General features: G+C 73.7%; 23 protein-coding genes and 1 pseudogene. 6 read left to right on the top strand and 18 right to left on the bottom strand.

Annotated elements, in window-relative coordinates; all coding sequences use genetic code 11:
• Nucleotides 1-108 precede the first annotated feature (108 nt).
• The 3 genes from ACGF1Z_RS01280 to ACGF1Z_RS01270 form a co-directional block, all read right to left on the bottom strand.
• On the bottom strand, nucleotides 109-846 hold the full coding sequence (locus ACGF1Z_RS01280) for a hypothetical protein (RefSeq protein ID WP_392998591.1): 738 nt from the start codon (nucleotides 844-846) through the stop codon (nucleotides 109-111).
• A 144-nt stretch (nucleotides 847-990) separates the two neighbouring features.
• On the bottom strand, nucleotides 991-2,178 hold the full coding sequence (locus ACGF1Z_RS01275; protein WP_392998589.1) for an SGNH/GDSL hydrolase family protein: 1,188 nt from the start codon (nucleotides 2,176-2,178) through the stop codon (nucleotides 991-993).
• A gap of 23 nt (nucleotides 2,179-2,201) precedes the next feature.
• Nucleotides 2,202-2,795 (bottom strand): TetR/AcrR family transcriptional regulator, encoded by a 594-nt coding sequence (locus ACGF1Z_RS01270; RefSeq protein ID WP_392998587.1) that lies wholly within the window; start codon nucleotides 2,793-2,795, stop codon nucleotides 2,202-2,204.
• Nucleotides 2,796-2,990: 195 nt separating this feature from the next.
• On the opposite strand from ACGF1Z_RS01270, the gene ACGF1Z_RS01265 reads away from it, so the two are divergent.
• The gene (locus tag ACGF1Z_RS01265; RefSeq protein ID WP_392998585.1) at nucleotides 2,991-3,278 is read left to right on the top strand and encodes a DUF1905 domain-containing protein; all 288 of its coding nucleotides are present in this window, start codon (nucleotides 2,991-2,993) and stop codon (nucleotides 3,276-3,278) included.
• A gap of 18 nt (nucleotides 3,279-3,296) precedes the next feature.
• Here ACGF1Z_RS01265 and ACGF1Z_RS01260 read toward each other — a convergent pair whose 3' ends face one another.
• The 3 genes from ACGF1Z_RS01260 to ACGF1Z_RS01250 all read right to left on the bottom strand — a co-directional run bounded on the left by ACGF1Z_RS01260 (nucleotide 3,297) and on the right by ACGF1Z_RS01250 (nucleotide 7,626).
• Entirely contained in the window at nucleotides 3,297-4,616 is a 1,320-nt protein-coding gene (locus ACGF1Z_RS01260) for a low temperature requirement protein A (protein ID WP_392998583.1), read from the bottom strand.
• A gap of 707 nt (nucleotides 4,617-5,323) precedes the next feature.
• The gene (locus tag ACGF1Z_RS01255) at nucleotides 5,324-5,851 is read right to left on the bottom strand and encodes an NUDIX hydrolase family protein (protein WP_393000261.1); all 528 of its coding nucleotides are present in this window, start codon (nucleotides 5,849-5,851) and stop codon (nucleotides 5,324-5,326) included.
• A 116-nt stretch (nucleotides 5,852-5,967) separates the two neighbouring features.
• Nucleotides 5,968-7,626, bottom strand: a complete 1,659-nt coding sequence (locus ACGF1Z_RS01250) for a TROVE domain-containing protein (protein WP_392998581.1) — start codon at nucleotides 7,624-7,626, stop codon at nucleotides 5,968-5,970.
• Between the two features lie 672 nt (nucleotides 7,627-8,298).
• Between ACGF1Z_RS01250 and ACGF1Z_RS01245 the strand changes: the two genes are divergently transcribed.
• Complete coding sequence (locus ACGF1Z_RS01245) at nucleotides 8,299-8,499, top strand: hypothetical protein (protein WP_392998579.1); 201 nt, start codon at nucleotides 8,299-8,301, stop codon at nucleotides 8,497-8,499.
• A gap of 20 nt (nucleotides 8,500-8,519) precedes the next feature.
• Here ACGF1Z_RS01245 and ACGF1Z_RS01240 read toward each other — a convergent pair whose 3' ends face one another.
• From ACGF1Z_RS01240 to ACGF1Z_RS01215, 6 genes are all read right to left on the bottom strand, one after another.
• Nucleotides 8,520-9,083, bottom strand: a complete 564-nt coding sequence (locus ACGF1Z_RS01240; RefSeq protein WP_392998577.1) for a CGNR zinc finger domain-containing protein — start codon at nucleotides 9,081-9,083, stop codon at nucleotides 8,520-8,522.
• A 241-nt stretch (nucleotides 9,084-9,324) separates the two neighbouring features.
• Nucleotides 9,325-10,959, bottom strand: coding sequence for an ABC-F family ATP-binding cassette domain-containing protein (locus ACGF1Z_RS01235; protein WP_392998575.1), 1,635 nt, complete (start codon nucleotides 10,957-10,959; stop codon nucleotides 9,325-9,327).
• Nucleotides 10,960-11,302: 343 nt separating this feature from the next.
• Nucleotides 11,303-11,524, bottom strand: coding sequence for a hypothetical protein (locus tag ACGF1Z_RS01230; protein WP_392998573.1), 222 nt, complete (start codon nucleotides 11,522-11,524; stop codon nucleotides 11,303-11,305).
• A gap of 801 nt (nucleotides 11,525-12,325) precedes the next feature.
• Nucleotides 12,326-13,471 (bottom strand): RNA polymerase sigma factor, encoded by a 1,146-nt coding sequence (locus ACGF1Z_RS01225; RefSeq protein ID WP_393000259.1) that lies wholly within the window; start codon nucleotides 13,469-13,471, stop codon nucleotides 12,326-12,328.
• Between the two features lie 8 nt (nucleotides 13,472-13,479).
• Complete coding sequence (locus ACGF1Z_RS01220; RefSeq protein ID WP_392998571.1) at nucleotides 13,480-13,887, bottom strand: YciI family protein; 408 nt, start codon at nucleotides 13,885-13,887, stop codon at nucleotides 13,480-13,482.
• 275 nt (nucleotides 13,888-14,162) lie between these two features.
• Nucleotides 14,163-14,738, bottom strand: coding sequence for a TetR/AcrR family transcriptional regulator (locus ACGF1Z_RS01215; protein ID WP_392998569.1), 576 nt, complete (start codon nucleotides 14,736-14,738; stop codon nucleotides 14,163-14,165).
• A 133-nt stretch (nucleotides 14,739-14,871) separates the two neighbouring features.
• Here ACGF1Z_RS01215 and ACGF1Z_RS01210 point away from each other — a divergent pair, with 133 nt between their 5' ends.
• Nucleotides 14,872-15,717 (top strand): SDR family oxidoreductase, encoded by an 846-nt coding sequence (locus tag ACGF1Z_RS01210; RefSeq protein ID WP_392998567.1) that lies wholly within the window; start codon nucleotides 14,872-14,874, stop codon nucleotides 15,715-15,717.
• 182 nt (nucleotides 15,718-15,899) lie between these two features.
• Here the strand turns inward: ACGF1Z_RS01210 and ACGF1Z_RS01205 are convergent, their stop codons facing one another.
• A complete protein-coding gene (locus ACGF1Z_RS01205) occupies nucleotides 15,900-16,265 on the bottom strand; it encodes a TetR/AcrR family transcriptional regulator (RefSeq protein ID WP_392998565.1) in 366 nt (121 codons plus the stop codon).
• 185 nt (nucleotides 16,266-16,450) lie between these two features.
• On the opposite strand from ACGF1Z_RS01205, the gene ACGF1Z_RS01200 reads away from it, so the two are divergent.
• Nucleotides 16,451-16,954, top strand: coding sequence for a GyrI-like domain-containing protein (locus ACGF1Z_RS01200; RefSeq protein WP_392998563.1), 504 nt, complete (start codon nucleotides 16,451-16,453; stop codon nucleotides 16,952-16,954).
• A gap of 114 nt (nucleotides 16,955-17,068) precedes the next feature.
• Here ACGF1Z_RS01200 and ACGF1Z_RS01195 read toward each other — a convergent pair whose 3' ends face one another.
• Nucleotides 17,069-17,809: a hypothetical protein gene (locus ACGF1Z_RS01195; RefSeq protein WP_393000257.1), complete on the bottom strand. Its 741-nt coding sequence runs from the start codon at nucleotides 17,807-17,809 to the stop codon at nucleotides 17,069-17,071.
• A gap of 5 nt (nucleotides 17,810-17,814) precedes the next feature.
• Complete coding sequence (htpX, locus tag ACGF1Z_RS01190) at nucleotides 17,815-18,732, bottom strand: zinc metalloprotease HtpX (RefSeq protein WP_392998561.1); 918 nt, start codon at nucleotides 18,730-18,732, stop codon at nucleotides 17,815-17,817.
• Nucleotides 18,733-19,106: 374 nt separating this feature from the next.
• Between htpX and ACGF1Z_RS01185 the strand changes: the two are divergent.
• Nucleotides 19,107-19,406: pseudogene (locus ACGF1Z_RS01185) on the top strand (winged helix-turn-helix domain-containing protein); the annotation flags it as partial.
• Between the two features lie 276 nt (nucleotides 19,407-19,682).
• On the opposite strand, the gene ACGF1Z_RS01180 reads toward ACGF1Z_RS01185, so the two are convergent.
• The 3 genes from ACGF1Z_RS01180 to ACGF1Z_RS01170 form a co-directional block, all read right to left on the bottom strand.
• Nucleotides 19,683-20,630 carry an immunity 49 family protein gene (locus ACGF1Z_RS01180; RefSeq protein WP_392998559.1) on the bottom strand — a complete coding sequence of 316 codons (948 nt, stop codon included), beginning with the start codon at nucleotides 20,628-20,630 and terminating at the stop codon, nucleotides 19,683-19,685.
• Nucleotides 20,631-20,675: 45 nt separating this feature from the next.
• On the bottom strand, nucleotides 20,676-21,134 hold the full coding sequence (locus ACGF1Z_RS01175; protein ID WP_392998557.1) for a rhodanese-like domain-containing protein: 459 nt from the start codon (nucleotides 21,132-21,134) through the stop codon (nucleotides 20,676-20,678).
• Nucleotides 21,135-21,518: 384 nt separating this feature from the next.
• Entirely contained in the window at nucleotides 21,519-22,280 is a 762-nt protein-coding gene (locus ACGF1Z_RS01170; protein WP_392998555.1) for a TetR/AcrR family transcriptional regulator, read from the bottom strand.
• A 137-nt stretch (nucleotides 22,281-22,417) separates the two neighbouring features.
• Here ACGF1Z_RS01170 and ACGF1Z_RS01165 point away from each other — a divergent pair, with 137 nt between their 5' ends.
• A complete protein-coding gene (locus ACGF1Z_RS01165; protein ID WP_392998553.1) occupies nucleotides 22,418-23,641 on the top strand; it encodes a saccharopine dehydrogenase family protein in 1,224 nt (407 codons plus the stop codon).
• The last annotated feature ends 33 nt before the right edge of the window (nucleotides 23,642-23,674 follow it).

Raw genomic sequence — 23,674 nt, 5'->3', positions numbered from 1 at the left:
CCCCGGCGCCGGGGGACGGGCCGCGGTCCCGGTGCCGCAGGTGCGTCCCGTGCCGACCCGCCCGCTCACGGCGGGCGCGGCGGCCGGCGGGACGGCCGGGCGCGCGTGTCAGAGGCGGTCGGTCCCGAACGCGTTCCGGGCGGCGGCCACCAGCTTCCGACGGGCCTGGTGATGGTTCTCCTTGTGCTCTTCCCTCTCCCTGCGGGCCGCGTCCCGCTGCTCCTGCGTGCTGCCGAGCAGGAGGGAGGCCGGCTCGCCGCCGAAGCCGGACAGTGCCTCCAGCGCCTGGCTCGCGCGGGCGTACTCCGGCGACGACTCCCGCACCGGACGCGGTGCGCCGTCGTGCGTCGCCCACAGCCGGTCGACGGCCTCCTCGGCGCGCACCGCCTCCGCGTCCCCTTCCGCCGCCCGCCTGCGCAGCTCCTTGAGGGCCCGGTGGCCGGGGGCCGACAGCTGGGCCGCCCAGTACATCCGCCCCACGGCCTTGCGGAGGTCGTCGATCGGAGCGAGCAGCGCGGTGGGCGCCGCCAGTTCGGCCTCGGCGTGCGCGAGGGTGAAGGCGTACCACTGGCGCCGGGCCTCCGGCAGCGAGTCGGCCGAGTAGAGCCGGTCCGCTGCCTCCAGGCATTCGCTCGCCGAGCGCAGGTAGGCCGCCAGCACCGTCCAACGCCGATCGTGCCAGGCCTGCAGGTGCGAGGCCTCGGCGGCTATCCGGGCCGCCTGCTGAGCGGCCATGGCCTGAGCCTGGCCGCCACGCGCCTGCACCCATCCACCGAGGACCGTGCCGAGCGCCGTGCCGCCCACGGCGACGGCCCCGATCAGTGCCGACGTGATGCTCGCGTCCAAGACGTGCTCCCCCGAGTCGAGTGGTGTGGTGCGCAGTGGTGCGCTGCGGGATTCCCTGCCCGCGCGAGGCGCCCCCGAGACGCGCGCCCGACGACAGACTGCCGTCCCCGGCGTCCCCGGCGTCCCGGGCGGTCGTGCCGGTTCCTAGGGTGCGAACGGTCCGCCCGGGGCGAAGGCGTACCGGGCGAAGCGCTCGCCGATGTGGCGGTGGGCGGTGGCGTCGGGGTGGAGGTTGTCGGGGAGGGGGAGTGCGGTGGCGTCGGCCGGGCCGTAGAGGAGTCTGCCGTCGAGGTGGAAGAGGTGGGGGTCGTCGGCCGAGCGCCGGGCGACGATGCGGGCCAGTTCCGCTCGCACGGTGCTCAGCGTGAGCTTGCCGGTGGTGGTGTCGGCGGGGTCACCGGCCGCGCGGAAGGAGAGGCGGCCCTCGCTCAGGGCGGACAGGTCCGGGAGCGTCGGGCCGGGTGTGTCCTCGTGGATCGGGCACTGGATGGGCGACACGACGAGCAGCGGTGTCGTCGGATGCCCCTCGCGGATCGTGTCGAGGAAGCCGTGCACCGCCGGGCCGAAGGCGCGCAGCCTCAGCAGGTCGGTGTTGACGAGGTTGATGCCGAGTTTGAGGCTGATGAGGTCGGCGGGGGTGTCCCGCAGTGCGCGGGCGGTGAAGGGATCGAGCAGCGCGCTGCCGCCGAAGCCGAGGTTCACCAGGTCCACGTCGCCGAGGCGGGAGGCGAGGGCGGGCCAGGTGGTGCTGGGTCCGGCCGCGTCGGAGCCGTGGCTGATCGAGCTGCCGTGGTGCAGCCACACCCGGCGGTCTCCCGTGCCGACGGGCACCACGGGAGCATCCGTCCGCAGGGCCACCAGCTCGGTCGTCTCGTTGTGCGGCAGCCAGATCTCCACGTCCTTCTCGGCGCCGGACAGCCCCGCGAAGCGCAGCGTCGCGACCGGTCCGGGTTCGGTCCGCGCGCTGCCGGTGGCCAGGTCGACCGTCATCACGTTGCCGCCCCGCGCCACCGCGCTCGCCGCGAGCCGCCCGTCGGCGTACAGCTCGTACACGCCGTCGGGGCGCGGGGGAGCCCCCGGATAGACCCGCTTGGTGGGGAGGGTGTCCAGCTCCACGACGGTCGCCCGGGTGCGGAACCTCAGCCGCACTCCGGACGGTTGCGCCTCGGCCATCGCCAGTTGCGGGTCGGTGTTCTGCGCGCGGGCCCGGGCGGGCAGACGATGCGGCAGCAGGCCGGCCGCCGTGCGCTCCAGCTCCAGCGCCCCGTGCACGAGGGCGGGGTCGACGGGCGTGGGGGTGAGGGCGGGTATCGGGGCGGGTTCGGAGTTCATGGGCTCGCTCGTCGTCGTTCGGGTCAGGACTGCCGGTGCGGCTCGCCGCCGGCCGGCCAGGTGCGCAGGGCGAGATCCAGGACGTCGATGATCCTGGCCCAGCTCTCCCTGCTGTCCGGGGCGCTGTGGTCGAAGGCCCCGGCGAGTTCCAGGTCCGCGTAGCCGTGGAAGACGCTGCCGAGCAGCCGTACGGCGTGCGTCCCCTCCGGCTCGGTCAGGTCGTAGCCGTGCAGGATCGCCCGCAGCATGCGCGCGTGCCGCGGTCCCGCACTCGCGGCCGCGGTCTCCGGGCTCAGCGGCAGCCGGGCGGCGGCGTAGCGCCCGGGATGCGCCCGGGCGTAGTCGCGGTACACCTCCGCGAACGCCTCCAGCGCGTCCCGGCCCGCCCGCCCCGCGAGCGCGGCGGCGCCCAGATCGGCCATCTCCTCCAGCGCGAGGAGGGCGATCCGGGTCCTGAGGTCCTCGGAACTCTTCACGTGCGAATAGAGACTCGCGGGCTTCACTCCCACGTGCCGGGCCAGTACGGAGACGGTGACCCGGTCGAAGCCGAGTTCGTCGGCGAGATCCGCGGCCGTCCGCACCAGCCCGTCCGCGGTGAGCCCTACGCGTGCCGCCACGCCTCGCTCCTCTCTGTCCACCTGTCTCGTCCTTCAAGGCGTTTGCCTACACCTATTAGGCACCACCCTGCACCATTAAGGCAACTGGCACCTCGGAACGGCGGCACCGGATCGGCAGCCCCATCCTCCCGTTCCGGCGAGAGCGACGGCGCGTACGCTGAGCGGGCTCTGCCCTCCGCGCCGAACGGAACGCCCGTGGATATCGCCTTCACCAGCCGTGTCATCGAATGGCGAGGGCCGTCCCCGTACTTCTTCGTCCCCGTCCCCGAGGAGCAGTCCGCGGACATCCGCGAGGTCGCGGCGCCGGTCACGTACGGATGGGGCGTGATCCCCGTCGAGGCCCGCATCGGCCCGTCGGCCTTCACGACCTCGCTCTTCCCGAAGGACGGGGGCTCCCTGCTGCCGCTCAAGAACGCCGTGCGCACCCCGTCCCGGCTGTCGCCCGGGGACGAGGTGACGGTCGCGCCGACCGTCCGCCTGTGACCCGCCCGCAGGCCGGTGTCAGCCCCCGCCGAGACCCTCGCCCGGCGGACGCGCCGCCGCGATCCGCTCCAGCATCCGCCGCTGGTGGCGATGCCCGACCGTCTCGTAGCCGACCACCGTCACGAACGGGGCGAGCATCACGACCAGCAGGCACACGGACGTCGCCACCCCCGCCGCGGACAGCAGCACCGCCGTCAGCAGCACACCGATCGTCAGGGAGATCAGCAGCAGGTGGAAGCGGTCCGCCGCGGACATCAGCAGCGTGTGCAGCAGATACACCATCAGCAGGTACAGACCCACCGGGACCGCGAGCGACAGGACGACCGCCGCGTCGCCCAGCTCCGCGTGGTGCTCCAGGTGCAGCCCGGCCACGTGCAGACCGGCGCCGGCTCCCGCCACGCCGACGAACAGCGGGATGTGGCCGTAACCGAAGAGATAGCCGCGGCTGCGCCGGTGCACCAGGATGTCGCCGAACGGGGTGGCGAAGTACACCCACCACATGCCGAAGGTGAGCCCGACCCCGGCGACGACGACGGCCACGGCGTTCGCGGTCCACTGCGTCCCGTCGGCGCCGCCGAGCAGGTCCCCGGACGACGCGACCGTGCCCACCACCCCCTCGCCGAGGGTGATGATGGCGAAGAGCCCGTACCGCTCGGCGACGTGGTGCGGATGCCACGGGGTCTCGCCCGACGCCCCCTGGGTGAGCACCGGCAGCAGCAGCTCCAGCGCCCCGAGCACGACGAATGCCCCGAGCACCACCCCCGTGGGCGCCTCGGCGAACGCCACGGCGATCCATCCCGCCTGGGCGATCACGGTCCAGCGGATGTTCGCCATGCCGACGGCGTGGAACGGCGCGGACTCGCGAGCGGCCCGCCACCACTGGAAGACCATCGCGACGCGCATCACGACGTAGCCGATCACCATGGCCCGCACTTCCAGATGCCCGCCCTCCTCCACGGAGTGGAACATGGCGGGGATCCCGAGGGAGAAGACCACCACCCCGATCATCTGGAGCATGGTCAGCCCCCGGTACAGCCAGTCGTCGGTGCCGAACGCCGACGCGAACCAGCTGAAGCTGATCCACGCGATGCTGATCGCGAACATGGCCAGCACGAAGGCCCCCACGGCCTGCCAGGCGTGTCCCGCCGCCAGCATCTCGGCGAACTGCGACGCCGCGGTGCCGACGGCGACCACGAAGGTCAGGTCGAAGAGCAGCTCCAGGGGAGTGGAGACCCGACCGCGCTCGCGCGGGTCACGCCCCGTCATGGGCACGCGGCTGTGCGCGAGTCTGGGGGCGCTGGGCGCGTCGGCGTCGCCGCCGGGAACGGAATGGTTCATCTCCGGCACGATGCCCAACCCGGCGGGTCCGCGCGGTCAGGAACCGCGGCGGCTCGCCCCACGAACACCCGGTTGGGCCGAGCGACCTGAGCTCCGCGTGGTCGTCACTCGGGATCCTGTTGCTTGCGGTTCCGCATGAAAAGGTGCCACAGCAGCGCGAGGACGGGTTGGAGGACGAGCCAGGTGACGAGCAGCCACCCCCACCAGCTCATCGCGCCGGTCCGGCTGCTGCCCGCGCGACGGCGGGGCCGCCGGGTCCCGTCGAGGTGGGCCGAGGGTCACGACAGGGCATGCCGCGGTCCATGCAAGCCTCCTGTGAGCGGGCGAGCCCGCCGTCCGATCCGCCGGGCCCGCATGGCCCGGCACGGGCGAAGGATCTCTCGCGACGCCCGGGCCGACCCTAAGGCAAGATCGCGTACGCCTTTCGCCACCCGGCCGGCGGCACGGCTCGTCGCGGCGGTGCCCGGCGCGGGACGGCGCCCGCACCACCAGGCAGGCGCTCGTCCCCGGGCTCGCGCGGACCGCCGCACGGCAAACCCTGCACACGGTGACGGCGCACGAGGGCGCGCGGTTGACGTCGTGTCTCGCGCCGTGTGCGCCCGTACCCCGGGCACGTGTCCGCCCGCCCGGCGGACCCCGGAGCGCGCGGAGGGCCGGCCACCTCGATCAGGCGGCCGGCCCTTCGGTGTGCGCCTCCGTACGGTCGCTCAGTAGACGTGTCCGACGTGGGCCAGCGCCTGCCTCAGGAGCACCCCGTGCCCCCCGGGCATCTCGCCCTGCACGGCGGGAGAGGCCGCCTCCTGCGGGCTGAGCCAGACCAGGTCCAGGGCGTCCTGTCGCGGGCGGCAGTCTCCGGTGACGGGCACGACGTAGGCGAGCGACACCGCGTGCTGGCGCGGGTCGTGGTACGGAGTGATGCCGGTCGTGGGGAAGTACTCGGCCACCGTGAAGGGCTGCAGGGAGGCCGGGATCCGTGGCAGCGCGACCGGGCCGAGGTCCTTCTCCAGGTGCCGGAGCAGCGCGTCACGGATCCGCTCGTGGTGCAGGACGCGGCCGGACACCAGCGTGCGGCTGATCGTTCCGTCGGCGCCGATCCTCAGGAGCAGTCCGATGCTGGTGACTTCGCCGCTGTCGTCCACCCGTACGGGCACGGCCTCGACGTACAGGATCGGCACCTGGGTTCTGGCCGTGTGCAACTCGTCGGTGCTCAGCCAGCCGGGCGTGGTCTCGGTCATGTCGGACATCCCTTGATCGTACTTTCCCTGAAGGGACTTCGGCACTGATTGCGTGTCAGCCGACCGGGTGTTCGGGCAGGCCGACGAGGCGCGGGTGCCCTGCGGGACGCCGGGTGTCAGTCCCGTGCGGACTCCCAGGGCCAGTGCGCGTCCCGGCCGGCGTCGAGCAGCGGGATCATCCGGAACGCCGCGTCGGTCAGGCCGCCCAGCGCGTGCCGGTTGGCGCCGCCGGACGGCATGGCCGCCTCGCGGTAGCCGGCCATGTTCCACATGTACACGGGCACGCGCTTCGGGACGAGGTCGTCGATGAGGGTCTCGGGCATGCCGTCGCCGTACCCGTGGCAGTTCGACGGCAGCCAGCCGGGGCGCGTCTGCTCGTCGGTGACGATGACCACCCGGTCGTGACCGGCGTAGTGCTGTCTGACCGCCGAGGGGATGTCGGTGCCGGGGATCTGCCCGAACCCGTCGACGAGGCGCAGCACGCTCGCCCCGCGCGGTACGTCGATCCGTCGCGAGTTCTGCCCGAACTCGACGAGCGTCGGCGCCTGGGCGCGCACGGCCAGGGCCACGCCGAACACGGCGGCCTGCTCGGCGAGCGGGATGTCGGACCGGTTCGGCGTCGAGTAGCCGTAGCCGGGGAACATCGACGGCGACCGGTCGACCAGGATCAGCGTGCGGCCCGACAGCGCGGGCACCTGGGCGAGCGAGTGACCGAGCGCCTGCTCCAGGGCGTGGCCCCAGCGCAGGGACGGCGCGGCCTTGTACGCGGCCCAGAAGCGGAACGGGAACATGCGGGACCGGCGTACCTCGTCGGCGTCGGCCAGACGGGCGGCGATCTGCGCGGCGACCTCGTCGGAGACGCCGGCCCGGTCGAAGTTCCGCAGGTTCCGGACGAGCGCCATCAGCCCCATGGACGGGACGACGGCCTCCCACGCGTCCTTGTCCAACGGGCCCTGGAGCCAGCCCGCGAGCGCCTCCCAGGTCATTCCCGCCGCCGCGAGCGCCTCCCGCTTCACGGGGTCGTGCAGCACCCCGCGGCGCTCGGTGACGGGCAGGGCCATCAGCGACGCCCGCCGCGCGAGCGTCCGCAGGCGCGGCGGGACGGCGTCGCCGCGACCGTGCCGCCGGTCGATGGCGTGCCGGAACAGCTCGCCCTGCCACGGCTTGTCCGGGTGCGGCGCGGCGTGGACGAGCTCCAGGACGTCGCCGAAGCGGTAACTCCGGGCGTCGGTGTCGTACTTGAGCAGGGACCGCTCGTCGTAGAGGCGTCGCACGGCGTCGGCGACACCGCGCTTCAGCGGCTTCGGGAGGCGGCGGCCGTACCGGCCGGTCCAGTAGCCGAGGAGCTCACCGGGCTCGTCGGCTCGCTGCAGCACCGAGTCGACCACCGAGCGGTTCGACCAGGGCGCGCCGGCCGTGACGGCCCCGGCGCCGGGGGCCGCGTCGAGCCGGGCCTTGACGAACTTGGCCGCGCCGACGAGCGAGGCGGTCCGCATGTTGCCGTCGCGGCGCAGCCAGCCGAGCAGTTCGGAGGTCCACGTGGGGTCCTCGACGGCGAGCTGCCGTACGAGGGCGGTGAACCGGTCGTCGCGTTCCGCCGCCTTCTCGTAGAAGGCGTCGGTGCCGACGGTGTGGGCGACGGACAGGAGGAAGAGCTCGCTCCTGGCATCGCGGAGAAGGGCGCTCGCGCCCTCGTGGGTCCTGGTCCGCCCACCGGTCGTGGTCACCGGCGAGCCGGCGGCCGGACGGGTGCCGCGGAGGTTGAAGCGAGCCATCGGCCCCTCACGTGTGGAGGGGAGGCATGGCGGAGGGTGCCCGAGATCGAATCGGCAGGGGAGACAAGGTGCTCTGCCGCTGAGCTACCGGCGCCCGAAGCGCCGGACGGGATTCGAACCCGCGACCGCCCCATGAACAGTGGAAGTATCCCCGGCCTGCGCACCGGGCACCCCGCCGCCATGTGCCTCCCGAGATCAGAAGTGGCCTGCGGCATGGTTCTTGGGAGGAAGTAGCCGCCTGCCCGCGCACCGGGAGGTGCTTTGTGGGCTTCACCGTAGCGACGCCGGATCCGGCCGCCAAAGGGTTTTCCCGCGGTGGGCGCCGGACGCCCGGGACGGCCTCCGGCGAGGCGTGCCGCCCTGGGCGACGCCCTGCCCGGCAGGTGGCGGGCGGATGCGCCGATCGCGGAGGGCGTGCCCTTGCGTCACCGGTTGAACTGGTGACAAGCTGGAGGAGGAAGTCGACGTGTCCACTGGCCGGTCCCACGGCTCGGGCTCGGCAGCGTGCGGCGGGGGCACCTCGCCCCGCCCGCGGCGTCACCGCGTACCTCGGCCATGACCTGCGTCAGGCGGCGCCGACCGCCTTAGCGGAGGCCCGTCGCCGGGCCGGCCGCCGCCGACGGTGCGACGGCGGCGGCCGGAGAGGACACCGCACGGAAGGGGAGCACGAACATGCAGAAGCAGGAACGCCCCGCGGACGCCGCTGCTGCGGAAGCGGCACGGCAGGCGCGCTACGGAAGCCTTCCCGCACACGTCCGCTTCGAGGACATGACCGAGGAGGTCGACGGCGCACCGGGTGGGGCCGGTGCCGGGTACGACCCCGCGGGCTCGTGGAAGTACTCCGCGTGCCTGGCCCTCGACATGGGGCTGTAGGGAGCGGTCGGGACGGCCGGTCAGCCGCCGGCCGTCCCGGGCGTGGTCTTCCTCCGGGCCCGGTAGGCGGCCGCCTTGATCCTGTTGCCGCAGGACTCCATCCCGCACCACTGCCGGCGCATGCCGCGCGAGCGGTCGATGTAGACGCGCGTGCACTCGGGGTTGCCGCACTCCTTGAGGAGGGGGACGTCCGGGCCGCTGAGCAGCTCGACGGCCGCCCTGGCGAGAGTGGCCAGGGCCTGCGCGGGCGTCGCGTCGGTGTGCCGGCCCGCGGGAGTGAGCTGCGGTGTCGCCGGGGCCCGGCGCGCGGCGGCGTTGAGCACCGCCACGGCCTGGCGGTCGAGGCCCTCGCCGAGACGACGACCGGTGACCAGCTGGTATACCGCCTCGCGGACCGCGATCGCGTCCCGGACGTCGTCCTCGCCGGCGGGTGTGATCGTGTCCACCAGTCCGGACTCCAGGTACCAGGCGTTGAGCCGCTCCGGCGTCGCCAGCATCTCGCAGCGCGCCGACCGCTGGGCCCGCAGCGTGGCCGCGAAGTCGAGCACGGGGTGCCCGCAGACGAAGACATGGTCACGATTCACGTCACCATCTTGACGGGTGACGGCGCGGAGAGGCAAGACCGGGCGCTTGCCGGGGGCCCTGTGTGGCGGACGTGAGGCCGGCTGCTCGTCGGGGCGAGACCACTTCGCACGCCGAGGGGCGGGGCCGGCCGCCTGTCGGCGGCGACACGAGCTCCTCGGCGCACGGCGGGGCATGCCCCGCCCCGTGGGGTCCGGGTCCCCGGCGCGAGGCGTCGCACCCGGGGACCCGGACCCCACGGGCTCACTCCGTCGGGGCTGACGTCGTGCCGAGCATGCCGTCGGCGAGCCGCAGCCAGCGGGTCACCCCGATCGCGGCGAGGAACCGCTCGTCGTGACTGACCACCAGGAAGGCACCCCGGTAGGAGTCGAGTGCGCTCTCCAACTGCCCCACGCTGATCAGGTCGAGGTTGTTCGTCGGCTCGTCGAGCAGCAGGAGCTGCGGAGCGGGCTCGGCGCAGAGGACGCAGGCCAGCGTGGCCCGCAGCCGCTCGCCGCCGGAGAGCACACCGACGGGCAGATGGGCCCGGGCACCGCGGAACAGGAAGCGCGCGAGCAGGTTCATCCGCTCCGCCTCCGGCCGTTCGGGAGCGAACGCCGCGAAGTTCTCGGCCACCGTACGGTCCGGATCCAACAGGTCCAGACGCTGTGAGAGATAGGCGACGCGACCGTCGGCGCGCTTGACCTCTCCTTCGTCCAGGCCCAGTTCGCCGGTGACGAGCCGCAGCAGGGTCGTCTTGCCGGAGCCGTTCGGGCCGGTCAGGGCGATGCGCTCGGGCCCGCGTACGGAGAGGTCGACGCCCCCTTCCGCGAACACGGCCTCGCCGTCGTGCCGGACCTGCATCCCCTCGCCGAAGAACAGGTCGCGTCCCGCGGGCACCTGGGTGTCGGGCAGTTCCAGGGTGATCCGCTGCTCCTCGCGCAGCGCCCGGCCGGCCTCGTCGAGCCGTGCCCTGGCCTCGCCGACCCGGGACGCGTGGAGCTGGCCGGCCCGCCCCGCGGACTCCTGGGCTCCGCGCTTCATGGTGCCCGCGAAGATGCGCGGGAGTCCGGCGCTCTTCAGGTTGCGGGCGGCGTTGCTCGCCCGGCGCTCGGCACGTTCACGAGCCTGCTGCTGCTCCCGCTTCTCCCGCTTCAGCTCCTGCTCGGCGTTGCGGACGTTCTTCTCGGCGACCTCCTGCTCGGCTCGCACGGACTCCTCGTAGGACGTGAAGTTGCCGCCGTGGAACCGCAGTCGCGAGCTGCCGAGCTCGGCGATGCCGTCCATGCGGTCGAGCAGGGCGCGGTCGTGGGCGACGAGCAGCAGGAGTCCGTTGAAGTCCGCCAGGACCTCGTACAGCCTGTGCCGGGCCTCGCGGTCGAGGTTGTTGGTCGGTTCGTCGAGCAGGAGGACGTCGGGACGCTTGAGCAGCTGCGCGGCGAGGCCGAGCGAGACGATCTGACCGCCGCTGAGGGTGCCGAGGGTGCGGTCGAGGGCGAGACCGGCAAGGCCCAGACGGTCGAGCTGGGCGCGGGTGCGCTCCTCGATGTCCCAGTCGTCGCCGATGGTGGTGAAGTGCTCCTCGCCGACGTCACCGGACTCGACGGCGTCCAGGGCGCGGATCACCTCGGCGACGCCGAGCACCTCGGCGACCGTGAGGTCACCGGTCAGGGGGAGGCTCTGCGGCAGGTGGCCGAGCGTGCCCCCGACGGACAACGAGCCGCCGGTGGGACGGAGTTCGCCGGCGATCAGCTTGAGCAGGGTGCTCTTCCCCGATCCGTTGGGGGCGACCAGGCCGGTGCTGCCGCCGGTCAGGGTGAAGGACAGGTCCTGGAAGACCGGGGTGTCGTCGGGCCAGGAGAAGGACAGGTTCGAGCAGACGACGGTGGCGTCGGACATGGGGAGACCTCGTGAGGGCGGGGGGCGGGCAGAGCTCCGCCCCGGGCAGACGGGGGGTGAAGGGGTACGACGAACCGGCCACTCCGGCGGCGCTTCCTCGGCACGCCCGGTGGCCGTCAGATCCGGGTCTCACCCGGAGATGTCGTCGTCACCCGCCACGTCTGCGACTCCTCGATACAAGAATCAGGTCGCCGACACCCTAACAGCCCGTCCCGTCATGCTCCGCGCCGTCCGCGCCGTCCGGCGTGTCGCCGTACCCCGGCCGTGCGGGGCCCGTGCGGGTGCACGGCACCGGCACCGGCACCGGCAAACGCGAGCGGGTGCCTCCGTGGACTCAGGGACGTCAGAGGAGAGGGGTCTCGTCATAGAGGCGCCGGTGCCACCAGCCTCCTCTGCGGTGCGGATGCCGGTAGGCGAACGGGTCGGGGAGCGTCCTGCGCCGGAGTTCGTCGTCCATCGGTGCCAGGAGGGACTCCAGATCCCGGCGTGGACGGGGAGGAAGCCTGCGGACGACCAGATCGAGCAGGTCCCGGGCGAGCGCGACGTTCTCCTCACGTTCGCACACCTCACAGGGGCAGTGGGGACGACGCAGATACACGTAACGGCCGGGGAGGGAGAGGAACCTGCGGTAGGCGTCGAGAGCCGATCGGGTGGCGCCGGGCCACAGTCCCTCGTCGTACGCGCGTCGACGCTCCGCACGATGGATCGCGGCGACCGTCCGGGAGGAAAGCCCCGTGAGGCGCGTGGGCCCGGATTCACGGATCCGGCCGTCCCACCACGGCCTGATTCCCGCGCACAGCGGGAGGAGTCCCGCTCCTCGGGTGCGCAGCGCGCTGGGCCGTCTACGCGGCATGGGCCTTTCGGATGGCTGTCATGGAGACCGATCATGCCACCGGGGCGAGGAGGCGGTCCAGGTTCCGCCGTGCACGAGGTCCTGGCAACACCGGCCCCGAAGAGGACCGTCCCCCGGCCCACGAGCGCCGAACGGCAGCGTCGGCGCGGGTTGTTCGCGGGCTGTTCGCGCGCAGGCAGGCGCCCGGGCCGGCGAGGCCTCGGCCGTCCAGGTCCGCCGGACGACCTACTGGGCGCTCGGCCGGGACCGGCTCTCCGCCCTCGCCGCCGAGGCGGGTTTCGTCGACGTCGAGTGGCGGCTGCCCGGGGAGACGGGGTTCTTCCAGCCGCTGCTCGTCGCCCGTGCCGGCGACGAGCAGCGGGCCCGGCCCGGCGGCCCTTCCCGGACGCCCGGCTCCTGAGCCGATGTGCCCCGCGCACGTCGCGGGCGGCCCGGACGGCGCCGGGGTGGGTGGGGCGCCCCGTGCGAAGGGTGTGTGCCCCGCGCCGCGGGAGGCCCCGGGGGTGGGTGCCGTCAGGGGCGTCGGTGGGCGTTGAGGCGGGCGGCCTGGCGGGTGAGGTGATCGCGCTCGGCGAGGTTGGGCGCCCGGTGGGCCGCCTCGGCGTACAGGCGCGCCGCCGTCGCCAGGTCGCCGTCGCGCTCGTGGAGGTACGCCGCCACCGCCGTGTGGCGGGGCAGCGAGGCGTCCAGTGCCGCGAGCGCCGCCAGCCCGGCGCGCGGCCCGTCGGCCTCCCCGACGGCCACGGCGCGGTTGAGCCGGACGACCGGGCTGTCGGTCAGACGGGTGAGCTCGTCGTACCACTCGACGATCTGCACCCAGTCGGTCTCCTCGGCGGTGGGCGCGTCGGCGTGGAGTGCCGCGACGGCGGCCTGGGCCTGGAACTCGCCGAGCCTGTCGAGGGCGAGGGCCGCCTGCAGGATCGCGACGCCCTCGGCGATCGACGCGGTGTCCCACCGGCCGCGGTCCTGTTCGGCGAGCGGCACCAGGCTGCCGTCGGGTGCGGTCCGGGCGGGGCGCCGGGCGTGGTGGAGCAGCATCAGGGCGAGGAGCCCGGCCACCTCGGGATGGGAGATGCGCGCCGCGAGCTGCCGGGTGAGCCGGATGGCCTCGGCGGCGAGGTCGACGTCGCCGGAGTAGCCCTCGTTGAAGACGAGATAGAGGACGCGCAGCACGGTGGCGACATCGCCGGGGCGGTCGAGACGTTCCCCGGCGACGGTCCGCTTGGCCCGGCTGATGCGCTGCGCCATGGTCGCCTCGGGCACCAGGTAGGCCTCGGCGATCTGGCGGGTGGTGAGCCCGCCGACGGCACGCAGCGTGAGGGCGACCGCCGATGCCGGGGTCAGCGAAGGGTGGGCGCACAGGAAGTAGAGCTGGAGCGTGTCGTCCACCGCGGGCGCCGCCCCGGGCGGGGGTTCCTCCTCGACGCGATCCTCGCGCCGCCGCCGCGCGGCGTCCGCCCGGGTGGCGTCGAGGAACTTGCGCCAGGCCACCGTGACCAGCCAGCCCTTGGCGTCCCGCGGCGGGTCCGCCGACCAGACCCGGAGCGCCTCCACCAGCGCGTCCTGCACGGCGTCCTCGGCCGCCGCGAAGTCGGCTCCGCGGCGGACGAGGACGGTGAGCACGCTCGGTGTGAGGCTCCTGAGCAGAACCTCGTCCATCGGTGACGTCACTCCGTGATGGTGGGCGGAGCGGCCAGGAACGGGCGTACCTCCAGCCACTCGTGGATCGGCTTCCCGCCCGCCCCGGGGGCGGCCGAGAGCTCCCCGGCCAGCTCGACGGCCCGTTCGTAGCCGTCGACGTCGATGATCATCCAGCCGGCGATGAGGTCCTTCGTCTCGGCGAAGGGTCCGTCGGTGACCGGCGGGCGGCCCTCCCCGTCGTAGCGGACCCATGCTCCCTCGGGGGCGAGGGCCTGACCGTCGACGAACTCGCCGGTCTTCTCCAGCCGGGCCGCGAAGTCGTGCATGTACCGCATGTGCGCCGAGATCTCCTCCGGGGTCCACTGGTCCATCGGGACGTCGTTGGCCGGGGCCGGGGCGCCGCGGTAGTGCTTCAGCAGCAGGTACTTCGCCATGGTGGTCCTCCTCGGTGGTGCGACCCATTCTGGCCGCGTTCACCCCTGGGACGGAGCCGGACGCGGCTTCTCGACATCGCCGTCCGGACTTCTCCGGGGAATTCCCGTGGCCGGGCCCGGACGGCCCGCCGTGGCACGGCGTCGGGACCCTGCTCGCGGGCCGAGGGCGGCTTCCCGGTCGGCTCCGGCATGCCGACGGGCGCCCACCGGGGACCCGAGGCCACGAGAAGCGCCGGCGCGCGACGGGCCCGCGGGCGGCGCACCACCGCCGGGGACTACCCCTGCGCCCCGTGCCGGAGCCCGTCGAGGAGCAGGTCGAGAAGGCGGCCGGACCGCTCCCGCTGGGCAGGGGAACTGGTGATCAGCGCGACACCGGAGAGGCCGAGGCCGACGTCGAAGGGGTCGACGTCCGCACGCAGGAGGCCGGCCTCGGCTCCCGCCCGGAGCAGGGATCCGATCGCCGCGCTGAGCCGGTCGAGGGTCTCGGCGAAGGGGTCCGCGCCGGACGCCACCGCGGCCCGCAGGGCGTCGGCCATGCCCTGCTTGGCGGCCAGGTAGTCGATGAAGCGGTCCATCCACAGGCGCAGGGCCCGGTCCGGCGGGAGGCCGGCCAGCAGCTCGGCGGCGCTGTCGCAGACCCGGGCCAGCTCGTTGCGGTAGGCGGCCTCGACCAGCGCCTCGCGGGTGGGGAAGTGGCGGTAGAGCGTGGCGGAGCCGACGCCGGCGGCCTTGGCGATCGTGTCGATCGGGACGTCCGCGCCCTTCTCGGCGAAAGCGCGGACGGCCGCTTCGAGGATGCGCTCCCGGTTGCGGCGGGCATCGGCGCGCAAGACGCTCGGCTGGGTGGTCAAGGCTGCTCCCTTCGTCGGGATCCCAGTCTATCTGGACAACCGGGGAGTTCCCCGGTTAGCCTCCCGAGGTAAATGGGGAGTTCCCCGGTTATCGGCCCGGGCGCTCCGTTCCGACAGACGAGGAGACCCCTTGATGCCCAGCGAGAAGACCGTCCTGATCACCGGTACGTCCTCCGGCATCGGCCTGGCCGCCGCCGTGGCCGCGGCCCGGGCCGGTTGGACCGTGGTCGCCACGATGCGCGACACCGGCAAGGCCGAGACCCTGCTCAAGACGGCCGCCGAACACGCGGTCACCGACCGGATCCAGGTCAAGCGCCTGGACGTCGTCGAGCCCGACACGATCGCCACCGGCCTGGACGAGGTGATCGCCGAGCACGGGCGCCTCGACGCACTGGTCAACAACGCGGGCGCCGCCCAGGTCGGCACCATCGAGCAGATGAGCCTCGACGAGGTCCGTGCCGCCATGGAGGTCAACTTCTTCGGCGTCGTCGCCGCCACCCGCGCCGCCCTGCCCCACCTGAGGGCGTCCCAGGGCCGCGTGATCACCGTCACCAGCGTGGGCGGCGCGGTCGGGCAGCCCTTCAACGAGGCCTACTGTGCGGCGAAGTTCGCCGTCGAGGGCTTCATGCAGTCGCTCGCCCCCGTCGCCGCCACCGTCGGTGTCGACGTCACCGTCATCGAACCGGGCGCGGTGGCGAGCGAGTTCGTCGCCAACATCGGTCTGGACATCCCGGCGATGCTCGCCGCGGCCGGACCGTACGCCCCCGCACTCCAGGCGTACCTCGCCCGCACCCAGACGTCCTTCGGCAACGCCCAGACGTCGTTCGAGGCCGCAGCCCCGATCGTCGAGGCCCTGACCGCGGACGCGCCCCCGTTCCGCGTCCAGACCTCCGACTGGGCCCGCGAGTTCGTCGGCACCACCCTCGCCGACCTCGACGGCTCGGCCGTCCGGACCCTCACCCGCGGCTGGGTCCGCTGAACGGCTCCAGGCCCCGGCCTGGGAGTCCGAGCCGGGGTCCGGGCGCCGCCCGGGACCGGCGACGACCCCGGACGACGCCCTCGCCGTCCGATGGCGAATCGTCCCGACGGGCGTTCGGGACGCGGATTCATCCGGTGGCGCCACCCCGGTCGGAGCCGGCGCCCGCCTGAGGGGCGCCACGGTCAGGAGCCATGACCTGCCCCTCGTCCGCCGGGCGCCCGCCCGTGGTTCGCCGGACCCGTGCGGTCCGCTGCCAGGGACGTGCGCTGCCGAGCCAGCAGAGGAGGAAGGCCGTCGATGAGTTCCCGCAGTGCGCCCATGTGGCCCTGCATGAGCTCGGCCTCGACCTCGTGACGGTCGGAGAAGTAGTAGTAGACGGAGGCGGTGGGAATGCCCGCCTTCTCGCCCATCGCCTTGAGCGTGGCGGCCTCGTACCCCTGCTCGGCGAGCACCGTGGCGGCGGCGTCGAGGAAGGCCTGCCGGCGTTCCCTCCCGCGGCGCTGCCCGCCTCCCGGCCTGGACCCCCCGGCGGGGTGTCGTTTCCCCACATGATGCGGGATCGTATCAACCGGCACCCGTGGGCCGGATCTCCGCGCCGCGGCCCCTTCGCCCGGGCGCCGGCCGCACGCCGCACCGGGTCGTCGCGGCTCCGGGCGCGCCGACCCGGTGCGGCGTCCGTCCGGTCGGTACGTTCCCCGTACGCCGTCAACGCGGATCGGAGTGTCGGAGGGACATGAGCATGCAGAGCGACCACGACAGCACCACCCCGGACCCCGAGCAGCAGCCCCGGCTCGTGGAACTCGAACCCGAGATCACCGCCGTCGTGCGCGGCGTCGTGGCCCTCGACGAACTGCGCACCTTCTTCGATGGGGCCTTCGGGGCCCTCGGCCGGGTGCTGCACCGGCAGCAGGTCCCCCCGAAGAGCGCCGCCTTCGGGCTCCATCACGGAGCACCGGGAGAGAAGCTGAACCTGGAGGTCGGATTCGTCACGGGACGCGAGGTGCGGGCCGAGGACGGAGTGGCCACCGGTGTGCTGCCCGGCGGGCGGGTCGCACGGGTGACCCACCGGGGCGGGTTCGACGGCCTCGCGGAGTCCTGGGAGCGACTCGGAGCCTGGATCAGGGCGCAGGGACTGCGCGGCGGGGAGGACCGGTGGGAGGTGTACGTGACGCAGCCGACGCCGGACATGGACCCGCGGGAGCTGCGCACCGAACTGAACTGGCCGATCGCCGACTGACGGCGCCGCACTGTCCGTTCCGGGCGAGCGCCTCCCGCACGCCGCCCCGGCGCCGATGGACGCCGGGCGCGCACGCCTCCGCCGCCGGCGCCGTGCGGGCCGACCGCGCGGCGATCACGCTCCCGGGAGCCCCTCCGCCCCGCCGAGCCCCGGCGCACCCCAGACCGGGAACCACCGCTCCATGTCCGGCTCCATCGCCAGGTCACCGGCGAGCAGCCCCCTGACCTGCAGTTCGAGGACGTTGTCGCGGCTCTGGGCGCGATCGGTGCGGGGTGCGAAGGGATAGAAGGTGCCGCGTTTGTACAGGTACACGAGCGCGAGGTCGCGCGCCCGCTGCCCTCCGGCCGCCGGATCGTCCGACCACGAGCCCTCCGTCCGGCCCCCGTCAGCCTCCGGGCCGTGCGCCCCCGCCGCCGGAGCGCGGAAGGAGGTCAGGGAGCAGAGCAGGTTCGGCCCGAACCCGGCCTCCTCGAGGAGCGCGTTGACCGCGTGCAGGTCGTTGACCAGCGTGATCAGGTCCTCGGCGGGCCGCCGCACGGTGAGCCAGGTGTAGCCGTACGCGTCGGAGCTGTACGTCACGGGGTACGCCCCCGGCCCCGCGCCCCGGCCCTCGCCTCCGCCCGCGCCCTCATCGGGTGCGGGCGCCACCCCGAGGTCGAGGACATCCCGCACGTCTCCCTTCAGACGCGCGAAGGCCCCGCCCTCCACCGCGGCGAAACACACCGACCCGGCGCCTGCCGGGACGAGACCCGTCCCCGCCTGGAGGGTGAGCGCCGCGGCCGGCAGCCCGAAGAGACGGTCCAGATCGGGCCGCACGGGGCGGCTGCGGCCGAGGATGCTGTCGAGGAGCCCCACCGCCGTCACGCCCCACCGAGCTGCGCCGAGATCCGCGTGAGCTGCTCCAGCCGCTGCTCCAGGGTGGGGTGGGTGGAGAGCAGGCGGCTCAGGCTCTCCTTGGAGGAGAAGGCCGGCGCGAACCAGAAGGCGTTGTACGGCTCCGCCTTGCGCAGGTCCTTCGCCGGGATCCGGGCCATCTCGCCGCTGATCTTGGTGAGCGCGGAGGCGAGCGCCGACGGACGGCCCGTGAGGAGCGCGGCGGCGCGATCGGCGGCCAGTTCGCGATAGCGGGACAGCACCCGGGTCAGCAGGAAGCTGACGACGTAGACGGCGGCGCTGACCACGGGAACCAGAAGCACGGCGAGGCCCATGGTGCTGTCCCGGCTGCGGCCGAGACCGCTGTAGAGCGCGACCCGCGTCATCATCCCGGCGAGGACGCCGAGGAAGGACGCGATGGTCATGACCGCGACGTCCCGGTGCGCCACGTGCGACATCTCGTGCGCGAGGACCCCCTCCAGCTCGTCCGGCTCCAGGCGCCGCAGCAGGCCGGTCGTGACGCAGACGAGAGCGGTCTTCTCGCCCCGGCCCGTCGCGAACGCGTTCGGCACGTCGCTCTCGGCGACGGCCACCTTCGGCTTCGGCATGCCGGCCAGCGCACAGATCCGGTCCACGGTGCCGTGCAGCTCGGGAGCCTCCTCGCGGGTCACCTCGCGGGCCCCCATGCCCAGCGCGGCGATCCGGTCGCTGAACCAGAACTGCCCGACGAACAGCGCTCCCGTGATCAGGAGGATGATCGGCCAGGATCCGCGCAGCAGGACCAGCAGGACGCCGACGAACACCACGTACAGCAGACCGATCAGGAACATCGTCGTCGCCATGCGCGTCGCGAGCCCCCGGTCGGGGGCGTAGCGCGAGCGGGACGAGGACCGGGTTCTGGGCATCCGCGCACCCTCTTCCGCGAGTGGGCGGGACCGGCCGAACCCCGGCCGGGGCAGGCCTTCCGCCCCCTCCTGCCAGTGTGCTCCCCCTACGCCGGAACGGACGGACGAAGCCCCGCCCCACCCGGCGCCGGGCCCCGCCCGCACCGGCGCCAGGGGCCCGTCGGGCCGCCCCGCCCCCGCCCTGGGTGGTGCGGGCGTTCCCTCGGCGCCCCGGCCGCATGGTGGGTGGTCGTCGTCCACGTTGTGGACGCACATGTGGCGGATCTCGTCGCATCCTCCGTGAAACCGCAGGTCAGAGCAGTGTCCACGGGGTGTCAGGTGGCGCAATACTGTGGCAACACCACCCTGGGCGCTCCCCGGGTACGTTCCCTGCCATGCCAGCCGAACCCACCCCCGCAGCCCGCCCGGTCGCCGCCGCGCGCCGCCGACGGCTGCGTGCGGACCGGGCCCGACAGCTCGCCGATCTGCTGCGCCACCAGATCCTGACGGGCGGCTTCCCCCAGCGGATCCTTCCCCTGGAGGACGCCATCGCCGCGGACCACCGGGCCAGCCGCAACACCGTGCGTCAGGCCCTGGACCTGCTGCGCGGCGAACGGCTGGTCGAGCGGCAGCCCGGCGTGGGGACCGTGGTGGTGTGCGAGAAGTACCCGCACGGCCTCGAACGCCTGCAGGGCCCTCCTCTCCCTCCTCGCCCACCGCACCGCCCCGGCGGCCCGGACCGCCCTCACGGCGGCCACCCGCGACCCGGACGCCGACGTGCGCGCGTACGCGTCCCGCGCGAACGGTCCCGCTCGCGGAGCGCGCGGGTGAGCGACCCGGCGGCGGTGCCGCGCGGTGAGCCGTGCGTGCGGGCCCCGATCCGCGGGCCCGTGAGGCGTGGGCCGTGCGCTCCTGAGCCGTGAGGGGGAGGCCACGAGCCGCACGCGGCATGAAGGATCGGTCGACCTCCGCTACCGGGCGGGGCCGAGGTCGTTCCGTCCGGTGTCGCCGCCTCGCTGGAGCGCGTCGGTGCGGCCCACGATGCCCTGCGGCAGATAGCCGGAGCGGACGCGCAGTTCCCACCCGTGGACCTGGACCGCGAGTGCCGCCAGGGCGAGGGGCTCCAGAGGCAGCAGGGTCCGCGGGGCCGGGTCCGCGTCCAGGCTCTCCCGGTGCGCGACCAGCCGGTTGACGAGGGCCTGCTCGAAGGCGGTCTGCTCGTCGTCGAGCAGGACCCGCAACAGCCGCTGGTCCGGAGTCAGTTCGCCCGCCACGTCCAGTCGCCGGGCTGCCTCGGCGCGCTCCTCGGGAGCGGGCTTGCGCAGCGGGACGGCCGGCCAGTCGCGGGGGAGGTGCCCGCTCGCCCGGGTCAGGTAGCCGCACAGCGCGTCCATGGCCGCCAGGTCGGCCGGTTCCGAGGCCGACGTCAGCGTCGCGTACGGCAGCCCGTCCCGGATGGACGGCGCGTAGTCCTCCCGGAGCAGCAGCCCGATGACCCGCTGCCGGTCCCACACCAGGCCGCTGACCATGACGGCCGCGAAGGTGTCCAGCCACGTCCGCGCCGTGGGCGCCTCGTCGACGATGTCCGCGAAGGCCGTCTCCTCGCTCGTCAGCTCCTCGCCGACCAGCGGAAACACGATCTCCTGGTCGCCGTTGGGATAGCAGCCCAGGCTGATCACCCCCAGCGAGCACTCCGCCGCGGTCCGCAGCGCGACGCGTGACGCATCGTCGAGTTCGGGCACGCTCAGACTGCGAGCGGCGACGTGATCGAGCAGGTCGTCACGCATGTCCCGCAGTCGGTCGAGGCCGAAGGAGCCGTAACGCATGTTGTGCCAGTGGCCGAAGGCCCTCCTCCCGATGCCGTCGAGCGCCTCGGTGACGCGCTTCTCGCTCACCTCGTGCTGTGCCACTTCCCGCACGCCTGCCGCCTTCCACGGATGATCTTGACCGGCGGCGGCACGCTATCAGCGGGGTCGGACATCGCCCCTTCCCCGCCGGTTCCACGGGAGCCGGCCGAGGACCACCGCCAGGCCGCAGGTGTCGGTGAGCGCCGAGAACACCAGGCCCCCGGCGATCGACGCCGACAGGCCCAGAAGCAGACCGAGGAGCACCACCGAACCCGCGGTGAAGCGCACTTGACGCTCCATCGCCCAGACGCTCCGTACCGGGCCGGGCGGGTGCGCGAGCGGGTGACCCGCGGAGCTCCAGCCGCGGGTCCCGCCGGCCAGGCTCGTCGCGCCGATCCCGCGGGAGGCGAGGATCACGGCCGCCCTCCCGGAACGGGCGCCGGAGGCGCACACGAGGAGGAGCGGTCGCCTCCCGGCGGCCTGTCGCAGATCCGCCAGACCGGCCTCGAGGCGGTCCAGCGGGATGTTGACCGCGCCCGGCAGATGCCCGGTGGCGAACTCGCCGGGGGTCCGCACGTCGACGACGCTCAGTTCGGAGAGGCGTGGCAGTGCCTCGTCGAGGGGGAAGGTGGGGGAGCGCTCATGGGAACCTGCCCTTGGCGGAGACGGGGGTGGTCCCGGCCGGCGGTGCCGGGGCCGTTGTCCCGGATGCCAGGCGCCTGGGCGGCCCTCGCTCCGGCGCCGGGCGGCGTCGCCACGCGATCGACATGCTGCGGCAACGATCCGCCGGCCCCGGCCCGCAGGAGGCTTCGTTCGCCGCTCGGTCCCCGTGCGGCCTCGGCGCAGGGTCCCGCTCCCGGGCCCGGTTGCGTCCCGGTTCGCGTGCCGGCCGTGCGCCGTTCGGATTCCCGCTCCCGGCCCCGGCCCCGTAGCGGGATCCCGGGCCGGCTCCCGCCGCGCTCAGGTTCCCGTCTCCGACACCCGCTGCTCCCTGAGTCCTCCCTTCCCCGTACCGCGGCTCCGCACGGCCGCCAGCCGCGCCTCCGCCCGGTCCAGGAGGGTGTCCAGGACGACCGGGTAGGCGCTCTCGTTCATCCGGTCGGCCAGCAGCTGCGCGGTGGCGGCGATGTGCGGGTGGGTCGCGGGGGAGAGCCGGGCGTACGTGGTGGTCCACATGTCCTCGTCGGCCGCCCGGGCCTCGTCCTTGATCGCCAGCGCTCCCGCGTCCAGAGCCGCGAAGGCCAGGGCCAGGTCGATGAACGCGTGGTACACCCCGACCGCGTCCGCGTCGCCGAAGCCAGCCCCGCGGAGGAATCCGAGGATCGTCTCGTCGACCTCGATCTCCCGGGGCCGGCCCGTGACCCGGCTGGCGGTCAGCAGCGCGGCCTGGGGATGGGCGAGATAGGAGGCGTGGATCGCCAGGCCGAGGGCGTGAAGGTCGGCGCGCCACGTCCCGGTGGGCGCCCAGCTGTCCAGCGCCCGGCCCATCAGCTCCTCGCCGATGGCCCGGGTCAGGTCGTCCAGCCCGGCGAAGTACCGGTAGAGGGTGCTCGGGTCGGCGCCCAGGGCGCTCCCCAGCCGGCGGGCGGTCAGTCCGGCGCTGCCGTGCTCGCGCAGCATCCGCAGGGCGGTCTGCACGATCAGCCGTTCCGACAGCACCGTGCCCTGCCGGGTCGGCCGCCGCCTGCGTCGTTCCGCCTCCGGAACCACCTTCTTCGCCACAGGACCCTCCCTTCGCGTCCGTTCGACACCCCTGCGAGCTTATGCCAACGCCGTAGACCTTGATGTCCGAGGTCGTGTTGCATCGGGATGCCCCCGGGCGCCGTCGCCCGGACCGTCTGAAGGAATTGGTGTGTGACATGCGCGTACTTCTCGTGGGTGCGGGCGGCGTCGGAACCGCCGTCACCCGTATCGCGGCCCGCCGTGACTTCCTGGCCCACATGGTCGTCGCCGACTACGACCTGGCCCGGGCCGAGGCGGCCGTCGCCGCGCTCGGGCCCGGGGGCAGCCGGTTCAGCGCGCGGCGCCTGGACGCCTCCGACCAGGACGCGGTACGCCGCGTCCTGGTCGAGGAGCGGTGCGACGTGCTCCTGAACGCGACCGATCCGCGCTTCGTGATGCCGCTCTTCACCGCCGCGCTCGCGGCCGGCACCCACTACGTGGACATGGCGATGTCGCTGTCCGTGCCGCATGCGACCGAGCCGTACGCGCAGTGCGGGGTCAAGCTCGGCGACGAGCAGTTCGCCCGCAGCGAGGACTGGGAGCAGGCCGGGCGCCTCGCCCTGGTCGGCATGGGAGTGGAGCCGGGCCTGTCGGACGTCTTCGCCCGCTACGCCGCCGAGGAGCTCTTCGACGAGATCGAGGAAATCGGCGTCCGCGACGGCGCGAACCTCACGGTCGACGGCTACGACTTCGCGCCCTCCTTCAGCATCTGGACCACCATCGAGGAGTGCCTCAACCCGCCCGTGGTCTACGAGAAGGACCGTGGGTGGTTCACCACGGCGCCGTTCAGCGAGCCGGAGGTGTTCGACTTTCCCGACGGCATCGGCCCCGTGGAGTGCGTCAACGTCGAGCACGAGGAGGTGCTGCTGATACCCCGCTGGGTGGGGGCGCGGCGGGTGACGTTCAAGTACGGCCTCGGCGACGACTTCATCGCCAAGCTGAAGACCCTCCACGAGCTGGGCCTGGACGCCACCGCGAAGGTCACCGTCCCCGGGCCCGACGGGCCGGTCGCCGTCTCTCCGCGGGACGTGGTGGCCGCGTGTCTGCCCGACCCGGCGACGCTGGGCGACCGCATGAAGGGCAAGACCTGCGCGGGTACGTGGGTCAGGGGGACGAAGGACGGGGCGGACCGCGAGGTCTACCTGTACCACGTCGTCGACAACGAGTGGTCGATGCGCGAGTACGGTTCCCAGGCCGTGGTCTGGCAGACGGCCGTCAACCCGGTGATCGCCCTCGAACTGATCGCGGACGGTACGTGGAAGGGCAGCGGCGTCCTCGGCCCCGAGGCCCTGCCGCCCCGCCCGTTCCTCGACCTGCTCACCGCGTACGAGTCCCCGTGGGGGCTCCGCGAGGGGCACTGACCCGCCCGGACCTCCCACGGTGGCAGGGCCGGC

The sequence above is a fragment of the Streptomyces sp. NPDC048018 genome, assembly GCF_043202995.1.
Lineage (GTDB): Bacteria > Actinomycetota > Actinomycetes > Streptomycetales > Streptomycetaceae > Streptomyces.
The sequence above is the reverse complement of the archived record's forward strand: the minus strand, read 5'-3'. Positions and strand labels throughout refer to the sequence as shown.